This window comes from Shewanella sp. KCT (assembly GCF_007636505.1).
GTDB lineage: Bacteria > Pseudomonadota > Gammaproteobacteria > Enterobacterales > Shewanellaceae > Shewanella > Shewanella halotolerans.
This window is the reverse complement of sequence record NZ_LVDJ01000002.1, coordinates 138,319-156,776: the sequence shown is the minus strand read 5'-3', so window position 1 is coordinate 156,776 and position 18,458 is coordinate 138,319. Positions and strand designations below refer to the sequence as shown.

The 18,458-nt window shown below is 55.5% G+C and carries 14 protein-coding genes; 2 read left to right on the top strand and 12 right to left on the bottom strand.

Going from position 1 to position 18,458, the window contains the following annotated elements:
- Positions 1-53 precede the first annotated feature (53 nt).
- The 4 genes from putA to AYI87_RS03520 form a co-directional block, all read right to left on the bottom strand.
- The gene (gene putA / locus AYI87_RS03535; RefSeq protein ID WP_144199662.1) at positions 54-3,233 is read right to left on the bottom strand and encodes a bifunctional proline dehydrogenase/L-glutamate gamma-semialdehyde dehydrogenase PutA; all 3,180 of its coding nucleotides are present in this window, start codon (positions 3,231-3,233) and stop codon (positions 54-56) included.
- 331 nt (positions 3,234-3,564) lie between these two features.
- Positions 3,565-4,113 (bottom strand): TIGR04211 family SH3 domain-containing protein, encoded by a 549-nt coding sequence (locus AYI87_RS03530; protein ID WP_144200133.1) that lies wholly within the window; start codon positions 4,111-4,113, stop codon positions 3,565-3,567.
- 301 nt (positions 4,114-4,414) lie between these two features.
- Positions 4,415-5,683 carry an inorganic phosphate transporter gene (locus AYI87_RS03525; protein WP_144199660.1) on the bottom strand — a complete coding sequence of 423 codons (1,269 nt, stop codon included), beginning with the start codon at positions 5,681-5,683 and terminating at the stop codon, positions 4,415-4,417.
- A gap of 24 nt (positions 5,684-5,707) precedes the next feature.
- Positions 5,708-6,388, bottom strand: a complete 681-nt coding sequence (locus AYI87_RS03520; RefSeq protein ID WP_011864424.1) for a TIGR00153 family protein — start codon at positions 6,386-6,388, stop codon at positions 5,708-5,710.
- A gap of 253 nt (positions 6,389-6,641) precedes the next feature.
- On the opposite strand from AYI87_RS03520, the gene AYI87_RS03515 reads away from it, so the two are divergent.
- Positions 6,642-8,129, top strand: coding sequence for an inorganic triphosphatase (locus tag AYI87_RS03515; protein WP_144199658.1), 1,488 nt, complete (start codon positions 6,642-6,644; stop codon positions 8,127-8,129).
- Between the two features lie 121 nt (positions 8,130-8,250).
- Here the strand turns inward: AYI87_RS03515 and AYI87_RS03510 are convergent, their stop codons facing one another.
- The 8 genes from AYI87_RS03510 to AYI87_RS03475 form a co-directional block, all read right to left on the bottom strand.
- Positions 8,251-9,054, bottom strand: a complete 804-nt coding sequence (locus tag AYI87_RS03510; protein WP_144199656.1) for an ion transporter — start codon at positions 9,052-9,054, stop codon at positions 8,251-8,253.
- Between the two features lie 80 nt (positions 9,055-9,134).
- The gene (locus tag AYI87_RS03505; RefSeq protein ID WP_144199654.1) at positions 9,135-9,467 is read right to left on the bottom strand and encodes a hypothetical protein; all 333 of its coding nucleotides are present in this window, start codon (positions 9,465-9,467) and stop codon (positions 9,135-9,137) included.
- Positions 9,468-9,527: 60 nt separating this feature from the next.
- Positions 9,528-10,172 (bottom strand): DUF4178 domain-containing protein, encoded by a 645-nt coding sequence (locus tag AYI87_RS03500; protein ID WP_144199652.1) that lies wholly within the window; start codon positions 10,170-10,172, stop codon positions 9,528-9,530.
- A gap of 211 nt (positions 10,173-10,383) precedes the next feature.
- Positions 10,384-11,070 carry a PspA/IM30 family protein gene (locus AYI87_RS03495; RefSeq protein ID WP_011864429.1) on the bottom strand — a complete coding sequence of 229 codons (687 nt, stop codon included), beginning with the start codon at positions 11,068-11,070 and terminating at the stop codon, positions 10,384-10,386.
- A 70-nt stretch (positions 11,071-11,140) separates the two neighbouring features.
- Positions 11,141-11,554, bottom strand: a complete 414-nt coding sequence (locus tag AYI87_RS03490; RefSeq protein ID WP_041508415.1) for a YjfI family protein — start codon at positions 11,552-11,554, stop codon at positions 11,141-11,143.
- Positions 11,555-11,643: 89 nt separating this feature from the next.
- Complete coding sequence (locus tag AYI87_RS03485; protein ID WP_144199650.1) at positions 11,644-13,371, bottom strand: polyamine aminopropyltransferase; 1,728 nt, start codon at positions 13,369-13,371, stop codon at positions 11,644-11,646.
- Positions 13,372-13,384: 13 nt separating this feature from the next.
- Positions 13,385-14,284, bottom strand: a complete 900-nt coding sequence (locus tag AYI87_RS03480; RefSeq protein WP_144199648.1) for a DUF350 domain-containing protein — start codon at positions 14,282-14,284, stop codon at positions 13,385-13,387.
- An 11-nt stretch (positions 14,285-14,295) separates the two neighbouring features.
- Positions 14,296-15,252: a hypothetical protein gene (locus tag AYI87_RS03475; RefSeq protein ID WP_144199646.1), complete on the bottom strand. Its 957-nt coding sequence runs from the start codon at positions 15,250-15,252 to the stop codon at positions 14,296-14,298.
- Positions 15,253-15,517: 265 nt separating this feature from the next.
- Between AYI87_RS03475 and glnE the strand changes: the two genes are divergently transcribed.
- Positions 15,518-18,406: a bifunctional [glutamate--ammonia ligase]-adenylyl-L-tyrosine phosphorylase/[glutamate--ammonia-ligase] adenylyltransferase gene (gene glnE, locus AYI87_RS03470; RefSeq protein WP_409928957.1), complete on the top strand. Its 2,889-nt coding sequence runs from the start codon at positions 15,518-15,520 to the stop codon at positions 18,404-18,406.
- The last annotated feature ends 52 nt before the right edge of the window (positions 18,407-18,458 follow it).

The following is an 18,458-nucleotide window of genomic DNA, read 5'->3' as shown; positions in this document are numbered from 1 at the left end:
AAATCCACTGGCTTTTTTGTTTGTCGCTTAACTAAAGGGCTTAGCGAGCAAGATTATTCCTCGCTGTCACCCAGAGAAAGCAGGGTGGCGTTACCGCCGATGGCGGTGATGTTGTTGGTGCGCGTCTTCTCGGTGACGAAACGGGTCAGGTAGTGTGGACCACCCGCCTTAGGACCCGTGCCCGACAGGCCTTGACCGCCGAACGGCTGCACGCCAACTACGGCGCCGATCTGGTTACGGTTGATGTAGACGTTACCCACGTTGACCTTGTCGGCCACTTCCAGGGCATGGCCCTCGTTGCGGCTGTGAATGCCCAGGGTCAGGCCGAAACCGGTTGAGTTGATGTCGTCGATCACCTTAGGCAGGTCGGCTGCCTTGTAGCGGATCACGTGCAGGATAGGACCGAAGTGCTCCTTCTCCAGCACCTTGATAGAGTCGATCTCTACTGCAGTCGGTGCCACGAAGTGACCATTTTCGGTACCCGCCGGTAGCTCCAGCTGGTTGATCAGACGACCCACCTGCTTGATATGGTCTATGTGGGCGTTGAGGTTCGCCTTGGCGGTGGCGTCGATCACAGGACCAACATCTGTCTTCACTGAACCTGGGTCGCCTATGGTCAGCTCGTCCATGGCGCCCTTCATCACGTCGATCACGCGATCGGCGATATCTTCCTGTAGATAGAGCACGCGCAGGGCCGAACAACGTTGACCGGCGCTGGTGAATGAAGAGGAAACCACGTCGTTAACCACCTGCTCAGGCTGTGAAGTCGAGTCCACCACCATGGCGTTCTGACCACCCGTCTCGGCGATCAGCGGGATGATGGCACCGTCACGCTGGGCCAGTGTCAGGTTGATGCGCTTGGCGGTCACGGTAGAGCCGGTAAAGCAGACGCCGCCGATACGCTCATCGGCCGTGATGGTCGCGCCGACGGTAGCACCCGTACCAGGTAGGAACTGCAGGGCTTCTTTCGGAATACCGGCTTCATGGGCCAGCTGCACCGCGCGGTAACCTACGATAGAGGTCTGCTCGGCAGGTTTAGCAACTACAGTGTTACCCGCCGCAAGGGCTGCGGTGACCTGACCTAGGAAGATCGCCAGTGGGAAGTTCCATGGGCTGATACAGACGAATACGCCACGACCTTGCAAGAACAACTCGTTCAGCTCACCCGTTGGGCCAGGCAGCAGCTCAGGCTTGCCCATCATCTTCTTGGCTTGTACCGCGTAGTAGCGACAGAAATCGACCGCCTCGCGCACCTCGTCGATGCCGTCTTGAATGCTCTTACCCGCTTCACGGGTACAGAGGGCGATCAGCTCTTCGCGGTTCTCTTCAAGCAGATCCGCCAGCTTCTGTAGCGCGTTGGCACGTACTTCAACCGGGGTTGAGCACCAGCTGCCGAAGGCGTTGTGGGCGCTGGCCAGAGCCTGCTCGATCGCCTGATTGTTGGCGAAGGCAACCTTGCCGACGATCTGTGTGGTGTCGTATGGGCTCTTCACCTCAATGGTTTCGCCGCTGAGGGTTTCGCCATTGACGATAGGGCCGGCAGACCACTGCTGGTCTTTGAACTTGTCCAGCGCGGCGAAGAAAGGCTCAGATTCTGAGATGATGTTCATGTTGATTCCCTTGGAGTTTTTACGCTCGGCGCCGAAGATGTCGATCGGCTGAACGATTTTATTGTTGGCTAGGGTTTTATAGCTTTGTAGGGTCGTCAATGGGTGGACAACCAAAGATTCGATCGGTGTCTTAGGGTCGACCAGCTTGTGTACGAACGAGGTGTTGGCGCCGTTTTCCAGCAGACGACGCACCAGGTAAGGCAGCAGATCTTTGTGGGCACCCACAGGGGCGTAGATGCGAACCGTGCTTACGCCGCTCTCGGCCAGTAGGGTGTCGTACAGCTCTTCGCCCATGCCGTGTAGGCGCTGGAACTCATACAGACGATCGCCGGCCATGTCGGTGATGGCGGCCACTGTCTGGGCGTTGTGGCTGGCAAACTGCGGGTAGATGGCGCCGCGGGTGGTGTCAGACAGCAGGTAGCGTGCACAGGCCAGGTAGGAGACGTCGGTACCCGCCTTGCGGGTAAACAGCGGGTATCCGCCTTCGCCGGCAACTTGAGCCCATTTCAGCTCGCTGTCCCAGTAGGCACCTTTCACCAGGCGTACAGGGATCTCATCGCCCTGATCTTTGGCCAGACGGGTGATCCAGCACAATACGGGGAGGGCGCGCTTAGAGTAAGCTTGTACCACGAGACCCAGCAGGCCCCAGCCCTTGGCGGCGTCTGAGTTATATAGCTTCTGGAAGAGTTTCAGTGACAGCTCGAGACGGTCTACCTCTTCGGCATCGATAGAGACGCCTACGTTGAGGCTGCGCGCCTGAGACACTAGCTTGACGAGCGTGTCATACAGCTCTGTCATGGTTCTGTCTTCGTTGGCCACCTCATAGCGAGGGTGCAGCGCCGATAGCTTGATAGAGATGGTCGGGCGTGGCGCCTCGCTCTCATCATATTGCTGGGCGCCCAGTGCCGCGATGGCATTGGAGTAATCTTGGTAGTACTTCTGCGCGTCCTTCATGGTCAGGGCGGCTTCGCCCAGCATGTCGTAGCTGTGGGTGTAGCCCAGCTTGCGCTTGTCAGTGCTGTTCTTCAGCGCCTCTTGTACCGTGCGGCCCAGTACGAACTGTTTACCCATGATCTTCATCGCCGCCAGCATGGCTTGGCGGATCACAGGCTCACCCAGGCGGTTAACCAGACGGTTTAGCAGGCTGCTTGGCTTGCCGTCTATGCTCTTGTCCAGGGAGATGATCTTACCCGTGAGCATCAGGCCCCAGGTTGAGGCGTTGACCAGGGTTGAGTCACTCTTGCTCAGGTGCTCATCCCACTTGGCGCCCGAGAGTTTGTCGTCGATCAGGGCGTCGGCGGTAGCCGCATCAGGGATACGCAGCAGGGCCTCGGCCAGACACATGAGGATGATCCCCTCTTGGGTCTCCAGGCTGTACTGTTGTAGGAAGGCGTCGATACCGACCATGAGTCCTTTCTTGTCGTATTGACGCACCTTGTGCACCAGGTCATGGGCACGCTTGGTAATACGTTGAATCTCGTCGTCGCTCGAGGGAACAAGCTTAATCAGTTCAGAGAGGTACTGCTCTTCGTCGACAATATAGTTGTTGGTGATCGCTGTAAATAGCTCATCTAGGGTAGCTGAGTCGTAACGACCAGTCAGAACTTCACTTGCTTTGAACATAGTAATCACTTCCACCTGGACCTAAATAGGGACAGTTTTGGCTTGAACAAAAGGTAAGTTTTCAGGCGTTTAGTATTATTTTTGTATACAATCTGGCGCCATTTGCGCGCCGATTATACCTCCAAAATGTGACGAGGGACACTCTTGTGTGGGTGAATGTGACCTTTGTTTGATCTCGTCCGGCCAGAAGGTGGCTAAGGCCACTGTTTATGGGGATTGTGGGGGCGTGTTATGAATAAAATTCAGGGTGTTTTACCGCTGTTTTAGCCATAGAAAAAGCCAGGGACTCAGCCCTGGCTCATTATGGTCGCTCGCGGTAATGCCTAGATGATTACCAGCGGTTCTTCTGGCGACGACGAGGACGCGGTAAGTAGACCAGAATTACACCGATCAACACGCCGACACCGGCTATCATGCCGCCTTGCTTCATCAGCTCGAAGCGCTCGTCGTTTTTCAGCTTGGTCAGCTCGCGGGTGGCGCTGTCGCGCTCGCTCGAGGCTTTGGCCAGGGCTTCTTCGGCATTGGCCAGTTGTGAACGTAGCTGGCGGATCACCTGAGTGCTGCTGTCGCTCTCGTTGGTGATGCTCTCAAGCTCGGCCTTTACCCTGTCGAGTTCGGCCTGAACCTCTGGCAGCTGCACACGGAAGCTCTTGCCTGAGTCCAACATCTTGCTGTCGACCCAGCCTTCGCGGCCCTTGTGGTCGACGACCTTGGCGTAGTCGTTTTGCATCTCACCCAGGTAGGTGACCGGTTGACCGGCTTCGACGCTGCCCAGAATACGGTATTGGGTGCCAGGACCACCGTGAATGAAGGTGTAGACGTTATCTGAGATATAACGGGTCTGCTCTGCCGCCATCAGAGTCGATGATATTAGCATCATGGCGAGAATAGATAGGAGTCTTAACACTTTGAGTTCTCTTCAGCGAAATATTGGCACATGCTAGGGATTTAGCCACCTATTTGCAAGTGCAACATGGGAAGTGTTACCAGGAATTAATCTTCGTAGTGGGTAAGTGTGGCAGACAAGTTGCACAAGGATTTGCTAACAAGTGGCGAGAGCGTTACCTGGTAAGATCCGCAAGCTTTGGCGAGTAAGCTGGACAGAAGATATCCGCTGAAACAGGCAACAAAAAAGGAAGCCCTGAGGCTTCCTTTTAATTCTCTCATGAATAGGGCTTAGCTTAGCTAAAGATCCCCTTGATCATGAAGAAGAAGATGATCGATAGGCCCGCGCCCGCAGGCAGTGTGACTACCCAAGAAACCACGATGTTACGTACCACGCCGATGTTGATGGCGGCAATACCACGCGCCATACCAACACCCAACACGGCACCAACCAGTGTCTGAGTGGTCGAGATAGGCAGACCCGTACCCGAGGCGATAACCACGGTAGAGGCTGCAGCCAACTCGGCGGCAAAACCACGGCTAGGTGTCAGGTGAGTGATGTTCTTACCGATAGTCTGCATCACACGCTTACCGAAGATAGCCAGACCCATGACAATACCGAAGGCACCCAGTGGTAGAATCCACCACACTAATTCAGCCTTGCTGGCGATCTCGCCACCGCTATTTACCACGGATACCACGGCGGCCAGAGGGCCAATAGCGTTGGCGACATCGTTAGAACCGTGGGCGAACGCCATACAACAAGCGGTCACAATCATCAGAATAGCGAATACCTTCTCCACGTTACCAAACTGCGTCTGACGATCGGCGCTCTGGCTCATCTTTAGACGTCTGATGGCAATCATACCGCCAATGCCCACCAGGATCGCAATAAAGACAGCCAGTGAGTAGGCTTCGACGTTGGTGAAGTGCAGACCTACGTGCTTCAGACCCTTCTTGATGGTCACCAGCGACATGACGAAACCGGCCAGTGCCATATAGAAAGGCACGTAACGCTTGGCGTTTTCCAGCGGGTTGTCAGTGTTGAAGATCAGCTTCTGTACGCTTTGGAAGATGGTAAAGGCGATAAAGCCAGAGATCGCCGGGGTGATGATCCATGACCCCACGATACCCAATACCTTGCTCCAGGCAACAGAATCGGCGCTCACACCCACGGCGGCGAAACCTACGATAGCGCCAACGATAGAGTGAGTGGTCGATACCGGCCAGCCCAGGGCTGACGCGACAACCAACCAGATGCCGGCAGCCAGTAGCGCCGAGATCATGCCGTACACCAGCAGCTCAGGTGAGTCGACAAAATAGGCCGAATCTATGATCCCTTTACGGATCGTGCTGGTTACTTCACCGCCTGCGAGGTACGCGCCGGCAAATTCGAAGATCATCGCGATGATGATCGCTTGTTTAATGGTGATCGCGTTTGAACCTACTGAGGTTCCCATAGCATTAGCGACATCGTTTGCGCCAATACCCCACGCCATTAAAAATCCAAATGCAGCCGCAATGGCAATTAGCCACGGGCCATTGGTGATTAATACATCAACCATGTTGATACCTTGATAACTTTGTTTTTAGACGCGAGCTAACATTAGCTCTAGGCGGGAACCGACGCGCTCGGCAAGGTCTGCCAAGTCTCCAACCCACTCAATTATCTTATAGAGGAACATCACATCCACAGGGTTTAGCTGATTCTCGATGCTAAACAACTGACGACGGATTTTGATTTGTAGATCGTCGGTGTCCTCTTCAATTTTGTCGAGTTCCACGATCATTTTAGCGACAAGATCGACCTCACGGCCTCTGAAACCCGTTTCTAGCAGGTCATCGAGTTCGTTAATGGCTTGCTTAGCCTGAGCCACTGCATCGAGACAGCGTGCCAGGTAGGCATTAAAGGTATCTTGAATTGCTTCTGGGACAAGTAGCTGACGGCCGATAACGCGACCTGAAATGTCTTTCGCCTTGTTGGCGATTTTATCTTGCTGGGTAAGTAGCTCCAGTAAGTCTGTTCTTTCAACTGGCATAAACAGGCCGCCGGGAAGCGTTAAGCGGATCTCACGTTTGAGTTCGTCTGCTTCACGTTCTGATTGGCTGATTTGCTTACGGAGTTGAACCGCTTTGTCCCAGTCACCTGCGACAGTAGCGTCAAAAAATGGTACAAGGATCGAGGCACAATCGTGCACCTTGTCGATATGATCTTGTAATGGTTTAATTGGCGATTTTGCAAACACGCCCAAAATAGAGTTTACTGGCATTGCCGTGTACCTATTTAGGTTATTCCACTGTTGGAAAATGCGGGCGCATGTTAACCCAAGCGTCCGCGTATTGAAACTGTGTTTTTATATAAAAACCCACAGTTTTTATTCTAACGAGTTATATATAAACTGCAATGCGAGATACTAATGGCCGATTATGACATTAATATGACATTGTGAAATTTTCATTAAAGTATAATGACACATTCATTACAGTTCCGAGTCCTAGATTAAAAAAGTGAGCAGCTGGCGAATGGAAGCCGAGATAGAGCTAAAACTATTTTTCCCCGAAAACAAACGCGAAGCCTTGGTATCACTGCTTAACAGTCTACCCCATAGCGATGCAAAAGGCGCGATTCATCTGACCAACAGTTACTACGATACCCCAGAACTTCAGCTTAGACGCTGGGACATGGGGCTGCGTATTCGTGGCCGAGACGGTCAATTTGAGCAGACGATCAAGACCGCCGGCACTGTGGTCGGTGGGGTGCACTCCCGCCCCGAGTACAATATTGATATCGATCAAGCAAAGGTCAATTTGTCGCTTTTCCCCACTGAGATCTGGCCAGAGGGCGACGAAATCGGTCCGGTGCAGGATGCGCTGGTCTCGCTATTCGACACAGACTTTACCCGCATGAGCTGGCACATTTATCTCGATGAGAGCCTGGTGGAGGTGGCGCTGGATATCGGCAGCATCAGCGCCAATGGCCAGTGCGAGCCTATCTGTGAGTTGGAATTTGAGCTACTGGCCGGCGATGCCCAGGCGCTATTGGCGCTGGCCGAGCGGGTGACAGAGCAGATCCCGGCGAGACTTGGGCGCGCCAGCAAGGCCCAGCGCGGCTATCGCCTGGCGGCCATGGCCAGCCCCCTGCAGCTCGACACCCTGGCCTTTATCGCCTTGCCAAAGAAGGGCACTCCGAAACAGGCCTTGGTAACTCTGCTGGAAACCGGTCTTGATCGCTGGCAGCTGCTCGAAGAGATGTTGCTGGAATCCCGGCAGGCGGCGCGCCAACTGCCGCTGCTGGGCTATCGTCTGCGTGCCTGCATTCGCCTGCTGCGTTGCACCCTGGCGCAGTTTTCCCTGCTGGATGACAAATTGCTGCAGGCCTTCGACGCCATAGAGTCGCAGCTGAGCTTTGTCGACAAGGGGCTGAGTCTGTGTGAGCTGCTGGATGGTGACGGTGCCCTGTTGAGTAATCTGAGTGAGCCCGAAGGCTTGCTGGATGCGGTGCGCCATGAGCTGGCTGCCCTGGAGATGCCACAAAAGATAGATGCCATGCTTAACCATGTGACCTATGGTCAGTTGCAGGTACGTCTGGTGAGCCTCTTGATGGCGGTGAATGCCGGGCAGGTATATATCAGCGAGCAGCAGAGCCTGCAAGCCTTTGCCGATCGGCTGCAGGAAGCCTCCTGGCAGCAGATTGTCGATTTAATGCCTTCCAATGCCGAGCTGAGCAGCGAAGATTATCAATCTTTTGCCAAGGCGCTGGATGAGAGCATCCTGGTCGGTGTCGCCTACGGTGAGCTGTATAAGCATAAGTCGCGGGATCAGTTCCGAGCCCCCTGGCAGGATCTGGTATTAGGCATTCGCACCCTGGGTGCCTATCACAGTCTGAGGCAAACCGCCGCCACGCAGGGGCGGGATATCGATGATTGGCTCGATAGCAAGGAGCAGAGCCTGCTGTTTGCCATGGAGCATTCGCGCCGCTCGGCGCTTAAGGTGCAGCCTTATTGGCGTTAAGGCTTTTAGCGGTTAGTGGGCAGGGGAGTTAAGGTGTTAGTGCGCTCGGCTTATGTGCTAATACTTACACACTCCCACTCAACCTAACATTCGCACCCTGACTCGACGTCTAGGCGCCGAGTTAGTCTTTGGCCTCTTTCTTCTCATTCAGCTGGCGCTTGAGGGTTGCTATCTCCGCCAGTAGGGTCTCCTGATTCTTCTCCATCCGCTGCAGCACTATCTGTAGCTCGTCACGCATCTGTTGGCTCTGGGCCTCCTGATGCTGCTTGCTGTCTGGTGCGATGAAGATAGAGGCCATGTAACCTGAGATCACCCCGAAGAAGCTCACCCCACAGACGATCACCAGGCCGCCGATGAAATGGCCGATTGTGGTGACTGGATAATAGTCGCCGTAACCCACGGTAGAGATGGTCACCAGCGCCCACCAGATAGCATTTTCTGCAGTGTGGATATTGGCATTGGGATCGCCACTCTCCACCAACAGAATCATTACCGAGGCGAGGGTGAGTATGGTCACCATGGCCACCAATAGGCTGGCGAGGGTGGTCTCCTGACGCTGGCGCATCAGGGGGATAAGAATAGAACGGGTCATGCGGATCAGGCGGATCACCCGCAAGATCTGGAAGAAACGGGCCAGCCTCAAGGCTTCGATGGCGGGGATACTGGCCACCAGATCGATCCAGTGGTGCCTGAAGTAGTCACGCTTATCTTCGGCGCGAAACAGGTTGATAAAGAAGTAGCTGATGAAGATGACGCAGATGCTAGTGTCGATGAAGAAGAGCAGGCGGCGGGTCTCGCCATCCAGCTTGGCGAAGGTCAACATGAGTACCACGATGACAGAGATCAAGGAGAGCAGCATCATCGCCAGCTCGAAGGGAGTGGGGTTCTGGTTGATGGGCAGAAGCCAGCGCTTTCTATCGATCATGATATCGATTCCTTTTTGGCGGCGGCGCTCAAGCCGAATTTCCCTGTGAGTCGCCCTAAAATAGTATACAGCCCATGATCTTATTCGTTTTTGTCGACAAAATGAACCAGGTCATCCAATACGCGGCGTTTTATTTCCAGTTGCTCATCGGCGGCCAGGCCATATTTTTCCGCCAGTTGTTGATAATCTTCCGGGCTGAGGGAGACGGTGAGACGCGGACGCTTGGGCCGCTTGGTGGTGGCCAGCCCCAGTATGCTGCGGATCTGATCCGAGGGACTGACGCCTGCATCCAACGCGGCCTTACGGATAGAGTATTGAAACTTCTCGTCCAGATCGAATGCGACCTGGGTGGCCTTGGCGGCTTTCTGATTCTGCTGCCACTGTTCGGGAAGCAGCTTCTTATTCTTGGTCATTAGCTTGCCTTAAGGTGCTGTGAATCTTGCAAAGTGGGCGGCATGACCGCCCTGTGTTGTTTATAGCTGTCCCGGCCAATATTGGCGAATATCGCTCAAGGGACGGTAAATAGTGAGGCTGACATCTGTATCGCCTCCTTCATACACCTCGACCTCGACGGCGCGATTTTCCTCTTCATCCAGTAGCAGATAGCTCTCGAACGGCTCGCCCGAGCTCATCCCCTCATCTTGGGGCGGACGCATGCCGCGATAATCGACGCGGTGGAAATAGCCAAACTGGGCGAAGTTTACCTGATGATAGCGATCACCCAGCCATCCCATGAGGGCGGCAGGGGTCTCTTTGACCTCAAGCTCGGCGTGCGAATCCTCTTCGAAGATCTCGCTGAAGGCGTCGAGATCAAACAGCTGCTCCACCTGGCTGCGGGGGATCTTGATGGAGAAGGCCAGATAGGTCTCATCGTCTTCATCCAATGAGAGGCAGAGGCTGTCGTTGCCGTGGCCCTTGAGCACCCATTCGCAGAGCTGTTTGCGCTGGTATTCGTAGGTGTTGATCCCTTCGACTCTCAGCTGTTGGCCTCGCAGTTGCTCGGGCAGGGCGAAGCTGTCATCCAGGCTGATAATATCGCCTTTTTGCAAATGATTAGGATGGTTGAGTTGGCGTTTGGGCGCCTCTTTCTTACCAAACAATCCTTTTAAGAATCCCATGAACTACCCTCGAGAAGAATAATGGTTGATACCAATCCTAGTAAATCGCTGCTCATGCTGGCTTGTTAAAACCTTCGATAACTGCTTATCGAAAAATCCTGCCTTGTTAGCAAGCGTTTTCCTGCGCCATTGTGGAACGCTTACCGTGATTGGCACAAAAGCACCTTGGGCAGTGCCGCAAGGTGCTATGATTTCGCTAGTCGCTTATGGCTTACTTACGGGCTTTGAGGCGATCCAGTACTGCGTTGGCATTGGACTTCTGCTCGCCGATACCCGCTTCGGCCAGCTTGGCCTGTAGCGACTTGTCGCTGTTCTCGTCGGCCAGGGTTTCGGCGGCCTTGAGACGGTCGTCAAACTGCTGCTGACGTGCCTTGATGCGTTCCAACGAATCCTTGGCGTTCAGCAGTTTAGAGTTGCTGCTGGCGAAGGAATCGGTAATGGTCGCCGTGGCCTTCTGCACGCTTTCCGTGGTCTTGACCATGCTGAGCTGACGTTGGTAGTCAGCCAGCTGGCGCTCTGTCTTGCGCACCAGGTCTTTCAGGCGGGCGGCGTGGGCGCTGAAGCTGTCGTTGGCGCTCTGGTGTTCAGAAAGCTCTTGCTCAAGCTGAGCGATCTTCTCGGCCACTTCCAGGGCCAAGGCTTCGTTTTCCTTCTCCAGCGCCTGAGTCGCATAGCCTTCGTGCTCGGCGATGGCGCGCTTTAGGCGATCCACTTCGCGGCTGGCTTGCATCTCTTTGGCCATGACGTCGGTCAGCTCGCGCTTGGCCTTGGTCAGGTGTTTCTCTGCGTCACGGATCTCTTGTTCGAAGATGCGTGTCGAGTTGGCGTCGACGATACTCTGGCCAACTTCGGTGGCGCCACCGCGAAATGCGGTGAGGATCTTGTTCAGTATGCCCATAATATGACTCCTCTTGGGGTAATGGCGTCGCCTTGTGCGTAAACCATCACATGACTAAATTGGTTAGCGGTTACTTTAAGAAATCGGCCAGTTCGTCGATCACTTCCAGACAGTTGTCGGACAGGACTGACAGCTCTTGCTCTATCTCTAACATGCTCGATTGCACAGACAGGGCTCCATAGACCACATACTTGTCGTCGACCTTAGCGAAGGAGGACAGTGGCATAGGGATGTTGAGTTCGAGCATGGTTTCAAACATCTCGCTGCGACGTTCTTGCTTAACTTCGTCTTCGCCCCATAGGTAGCTGATGCACAGGATTTGGTTGTCCGTTACCGATACAAACACAGGGATCTCTTCGCGTCCCACAACGTTGACTTGCAGTACTTCGACGTCACCATCTATGGGATAACAATCGAATTGAAAGCCGGTGTGGCTGTTGTCGCCAAGTGCATTGAGGTGGTTGGCAATGTTGTGAATGTTCATATTTATCCTCTTTGACATATTATGTCTGCGATTAAAGATAGCACTGAGACATAATATGTCAAGCGCTATTTTGTGTTCCATTTTTACCTTCAGTCGAGCGTCAGGTTTTCATCCTCTGACCAGGCGCGCTGATGGTAGCGATACAGATGCATTGAGCCTATATCGTTGACCTTCACCTGGTCTGCATGTTCATAATAATTTTTAGGAAATTCAAATGCGGCCCTGATAAGCCCAGGCGTGAGCCAAGGGTCATCGACCGGCAACTCTGTCATTGTCGACAGTCGCTGTTTGGCATCCTGTCCCCTAAGCGTGCCTATGCTCCAGCCCCATTCGCCGAAACTGGGCACGTTATGGTGATACTGCTCTACTTGAAAGCCTGCAGCTTGCAGCGTCTTGCCGACCGAGATGAAGGCCTTGGCGGCGTGATAGGGGGAGGTCGACTGCACTGAGATTGCCCCGTCGCTACTCAGTAGCTCCTTGAGCTTGCGATAGAAGAGATCCGAATAGAGCTTGTTGAGATCCGGATGGCTGGGATCCGGCAGATCCACGATTATGGCGTCAAACTTCTCGCCGCGTCTTATAAGCTTATCCGCGCCGTTAAAGGCATCGTCTATCAGCAGCTCGACCCGCTCATCGTTAAAGGCATCGCCATTAAGCTTTAGCAGCGCGTTTGATAGTCGTGGTGGCATCTCTGGATCGCCTTCCTTGAACAGCCTTACCAGATCCGCGTCGAGATCCATCAGGGTGACCTGCTTGGGTTGCCACTTGAGCACCTGCCTCAGTCCAAGTCCGTCGCCGCCGCCTATGATCAACACCTTGTCGTGACGGGCACTGGCGGCCAGCGTCGGATGTACCAAAAAGGCATGATAGATATGCTCATCCTGGCTGGAGAACTGCAGGCGGCCATTGATATACAGAGAGTAGACAGGCGGTAGGTGATTGCCCCGCAGTCGCTCGGTAAAGGTGAGCTGCTGAAAACGGGTCGCCTTGGCGTAGACCACCTTGTCCTTGTAGAGCAGGTTATTGAAGTCCTGATCCCACTTAGGGCCATGAATGGCCAGTACCAGCAATATCCCTGTGGCGATCAGGTGGCCTGCCAACAACAGTCGGTTAAAGCGGATCTTGGACCAGAAGCGCCAGATAAACAGGAAACCCGCCAGCAGGTTGAAGCTGGCGGTGAGCGCCGCGGCCAGCTGGATATCCAGGGCCAACATGAAGATCACCCAGATGGCGGCGCCGACGCCGGCACCTATATAGTCGGCGCCATAGATGGTGCCAGCGTTATGCATTAGGTGCTCGTCACACAGGGACTGACGTACCCGGGCGATCAGGGGAATTTCCATGCCGATCATCAGGCCAAGCAATACGCCCCAGGCGTAGGGCAGGTATTCGCTCAGCTTCTGCAGCGTGCCGATAAAGCCGCCCTGGGGCAACTGATCCGGCGGTAAGCCTATGGTACTGGCGATGATGATGGGCAGCTGTTGGCCGAAGCCGATAACGGCGGCGGTGATCAGAATCGCCAGGGCACCACAGAGGGCGACGCACAACTCCAGCATGGCGAAGCCGGTGAAGGCGCAGCGGATCTTGCGCGCGGCGAAGGCGCCGACGCCCATGGAGACGATCATCAAGCCGATCATAGTGTAGATGGCGGCTTCCAGGGCCCCGAGGATCCGCCCCGCATAGTGGGACAGCAGGTATTCGTAGATGAGGCCACAGGCGGCCAGTACCGCCATGATCCCCAGCAGCAGGAGATCGTCGAGCCAGCTTAATGATTTAACGCCTGCAGGAGCAGGCGTTGTGGTGTGTGTCGATTGCATTCAGGGTAGCGTCTTAGGCCATCAGGCTGGTGAGGATCAGGGCGATGGCCACGCTGATGGCCAGCTCGACGGTGGCGATACCTATGTTGTGCTGCTCTTCGACCTCTGCTTTCAGGTTGATATTGGCCAGTACCAGTTTCTTCACCAGGGCCAGTAGCAGTGAGAGGGCGAGCAGCATGATCACCGAGAAGATCAGCCAGCCGAGTATGTTGGTGACATAGGCGGTCGGCATGAAGACGATGAAGTGGCTGGCGGCGTTGAAGCTCAGTGCCATGGCGAGCATATAGCCGCTGTGACGAATCGCCACCGCGATATGCCCCTTGGCCAGCGCCTCTTGCATCGAGCTGTCATTGTGGCGTTTGGCATAGCTGCGCTCGCGCAGACGGGTCAGTAGCACCAACATCAGCTGTGAGATGGAAAAGGCGCTGAAGATGGCGATAAAGGTATCCAGGGTCAGATCTTCGGCCCACAGCAGTACGGAACGTATGATGATGGCGGTGGCGATGGCGGCGGTGGCATCCACTATGGCGACAGAGATATTGCCTTTTAAGATCATGGCGTTCTTATCTATCTCGTTCAGTGCCACCTTGTCATGCAGAAAGCGACCGAGTTTGATCAGAATCAGGCCAAAGATGCCGTAGGCGCTCATGCCGATGGCCTCGATGAGATAAGACTGGGCCGCCTCGCCCGTGATGGCGCCGGTGAGTACGATACCAAGGCCTGCTATGGCACCGGCGGTGCTGATGCCGAAGGCGAAGTTATCCCGCTCGGATAACTCATGGGTGCTGTTGACCTTGACGGTCCAGCCTTGCAGGTAACGCATGGCCGTGAGCAAGACGATGGCGATAGTCAGATCTATGGCCAAGATGATCGCCAGTTCCTGGGTCAGACCGTAGTGTTGAAAAAATGTCATCTTAATATCCTTTATTTGCCCCGACGAACACTGCGCGTCGTACGACTGCTAGAGTTTCTGAAGTTACTGTTCTTAGAGTAGTTTGAGCGGAACTTGCTGCCGCCGGTTGCCCGTCCTGTGGTGCTGGCCTTAGGCGTCGAGGCGCTTTGACGCGACAGGCTGGTGGAGCCAGAGCGAGACTTGGCGTAGGGGCTGTCGAATTGCTTACCCTGACGGTTGAACTGCTTCTTGGTGCGCTCGAAGGTCTGATTCTGGGCGCGAGCCTGTTTGGGCGAGGTGTAGCGATAGCGGCCCACGTCGTTGTAGTAGCTGTAGTTGCGGCGGCTCGACCATCTGTCATAGTAGATGGGGCCGCGTACCAGGTTGGAAAACATGGAGTACATGCCATACCAGGCCCAGAAGGACATGCCGTTGCTGCCAGTCTGCCAGCTGCCGTAGGCCGGGTTGCCAACCAACTGGCTGCCTGCGCCAAAGTCTTCGCCGCCATTGGCGAGAATATCAGCCTCACGGCTGATGGCATTTACCCTGGCGAGGGCGCCACCTGACATGTCGGCGACCACGTTAACCGGGTCAGACAGCATGTCGTTAAACAGGCTGGGATCGGCCGCCTGATAGAGGTTTTCCGCCTCGTCGAGCTGCTGGTCGAGATCGACGAAATTGCTCTCGTTGCCCAGCTCCTGTAGACGTCTCTTGAGCGAGGCATACATGGGGCCCTGGCTGCTGGCGTCTTTAGACAGCTCCTGCAACAGGGGGGCGACGTCTGGCTTGGTTGATGCGAGGATATCGGCATACTGCTTGAGTAGGTTGGCGTTGCGCACCTCGCCGTTATCCAGCATCTGGCCTAGGGTATCGACCCTTGCCTGGGCTAGCTGTTGAAACTTGGCGATCTTCTCTGGCCTGTCGTCGCCGCATCCCGCCAGGGCGAAGACCAGGGTCAGCGCGAGAACACGCATTAGCATCACTGCCATGTTTTCTCCATAAATTTAGTTGAGATTGAGACCGATAAATGAGTGATCAGTCTGCGACTTCTTTGCATAATATAGCGATAAGCTGGGTTATAGTAACCTGTAGTGCAGGATAAAAAGCCATCTTTACTCTCCCTGATAATATGGATGAGTAATTTGGATGACAATTTTATGCCAAGATGATTACCGCTTGGTTGCATAAACAGCTTATCTATAGCATTGATGACATAATATGTCGACCGTTTAAGGCTGAAGGATTTTTCTGGCGATGGAAAACATGAGTGAGCAAGCGTTACCCCATGAAGTCAATCAGGTTGCCGAGCAGCATTGGCAACGCCTCGCCGAGGCCTGGCCGGATATCTCCGAGCAGCTCACCCCGGAGCAGACCAAAGAGCTGAAAACCATCTTCGGCCTCAGCGACTTTGTCGCCGAGCAGCTGTGCCGCCACCCCAACTGGATAGTCTCTCTGTTCGAGGGGCAACTGAGTATGCTGGCCCGCGACAGTTTCAGCGCTGAGCTGCATTCCATCCTGGCAGGGGCCAACGACGAGGAGCAGGTCAAGGCGATACTGCGCCGCTACCGTAACCGTCAGATGGTGCGTCTCGCCTGGCGGGACTTCTTAGGCTACGCCGAGCTTAACGACTCCCTGCTGGATCTCTCGGCCCTTGCCGAGGCACTGATCATCGCCGCCCGCGATTGGCTCTATGGCCAGATGTGCCAGCAGTATGGCACCCCTTGCGACAGCGAGGGCAATCCCCAGCCCTTGATGATCTTGGGTATGGGCAAGCTGGGTGGCCGCGAGCTCAACTTCTCTTCCGATATCGACCTTATCTTTACCTTCCCCGAACACGGTGAGACTCAAGGCGGTCGTCGCAGTCAGGACAATCAGCAGTTCTTTATCCGCATGGGTCAGCGCCTGGTTAACCTGCTCAATCAGGTGACGGTCGACGGCTTCGTCTACCGGGTCGACATGCGCCTGCGTCCCTACGGCGAGAGTGGCCCGCTGGTGGTTAGCTTCAGCGGCCTTGAAGACTATTATCAGGAACAGGGCAGGGACTGGGAGCGCTACGCCATGGTCAAGGCCCGCGCCCTGGGCCCCTGGAGCGCCTACAGCGATGAGCTACACGACATGCTGCGCCCCTTCGTCTATCGCCGCTATATCGATTTTTCGGCCATCGAATCACTGCGCAAGATGAAGCAGTTGATCACCCAGGAGGTGAGACGCCGCCGCCTGACCGACAATATCAAGCTGGGGGCCGGTGGCATTCGCGAGGTCGAGTTCGTGGTGCAGAGCTTTCAGCTGATCCGTGGCGGACGTGAGCCGGCGCTGCGTCAGCAGAGCCTGTTTGGCGCCATAGACACCCTCTATAAGCTGGGGCAGTTGGAATACCTGGCGGTCGATGAGCTCAAGCAGAGCTACCTCATGCTGCGCAGGGTGGAAAACCTGCTGCAGGCCATAGGCGATCAGCAGACCCAGACTCTGCCACAACACCTGCTGGACTGGCAGCGTCTCTGTTTCGCCTTGGGCATGGCGGGGGAGGCCGAGCTGCGTACCCATATCGAATCGGCGATGGCCAAGATACATCGTTACTTTAAGGAGACGGTGGGCGGTCAGGAGAGCGACGAGGTGGCCGAGCAGTGGACCGCCCAGCTGTGGAGCCTGGTTGAGGATGAAGACGCCGAGGCCCTGCTCAGGGAGCATGGCGTCGAGGAGATCGAGCTCTGGCCCGCCTTGAAGAGCTGGCGTGGCACAGTAGCTAAACGCACCATAGGCCCACGTGGTAGAGAGACACTCGATAAATTAATGCCCTGGCTGCTGCAGGAGTTTATTCAGCTGCCGACGCCTACCAAGGCCTTCCTGCCTGTGTCTAAGGTGCTGGATCAGATCCTCACCCGTACCACTTACCTCGAGCTGCTGTTCGAAAATCCAGGTGCCCGTCAGCAGCTGGTGAGCCTGTGCATGGCCAGTCCCTGGATTGGCGAGCAGCTGGCCAAGTTCCCTATGTTGCTGGACGAGTTGATCGACCCGGCCCAGCTTTATGACACTACCTCGCTGGATGATTATCCCAGCGAGCTGCGCCAATACCTGCTGCGGGTGCCCGAGGAGGATATGGAACAGCAGATGGAGGCCCTGCGTCAGTTTAAGTTGTCGCAGCAGCTGAAGATTGCCGCCGCCGATGTGACCGGCGTGCTGCCTGTGATGCAGGTGAGTGACCATCTGACCTTCCTGGCCGAGGCGATCATAGAGCAGGTGGTGCTGCAGGCCTGGCAGCAGGTGAGCAAACGCCACGGAACGCCGCCTTATTTGGCACCTGAAGAGATGGGCTTTGCGGTGATAGGCTACGGCAAGGCGGGGGGCCTGGAGCTGGGTTACGGCTCGGATCTGGACCTGGTGTTTCTGCACAACTATACCCGCAACAAGTATCCTGAGGCGCAGCAGACCAACGGCGATCGCCCCATAGATATTGGCCACTTCTATCTCAAGCTGGCCCAGCGGATCTTGCACCTCTTCTCTACCCGCACCACCTCGGGGGAACTCTACGAGGTAGATATGCGCCTGCGCCCCTCGGGCGCCTCTGGCCTCTTGGTGAGTGAGATCGAATACTTCGGTAGCTATCAGCGCGAAGAAGCCTGGACCTGGGAGCATCAGGCGCTGGTGCGTGCCCGCTTCCTGTTTGGCGATAATCGCCTGGCCGCCCGCTTCAGCGAGCTGAGGGCCGACGTGCTCGCCATGGAGCGGGACAAGGCTGAGCTGGCCAAGGAGGTGCGTGAGATGCGCCAGAAGATGCGCACCCATCTGCTCAAAGTCGATGAGGGCTGCTTCGATCTGAAACAGAGCCCGGGCGGGATCGCCGACATCGAGTTTATTGCCCAGTATCTGGTGCTGGCCAACACCCATGATCATCCCGAGCTGGCGATCTGGTCCGATAATGTGCGCATCTTCGAGGTGCTGTCTGAGTTGGAACTCTTGCCCCACCTGAGCGCCCAACACCTGACCCAGGCCTATTGCTACCTGCGCGACGAGAATCACAGGCTTACCCTTGCAGGTCAGGTGGGTCAGCTGGTGGTTGAGCAGGTCGAGGTGCATGCCGATCGGGTGTGCGCGATTTACACCGCCATTCTGGGTGGCGACGCTCCGGAAGCAAGCAGCGAGTAGCATTCGCGTCCGGAACATTGCGTTAAGGTGCGCTAAAACCTCGGGTATAAGC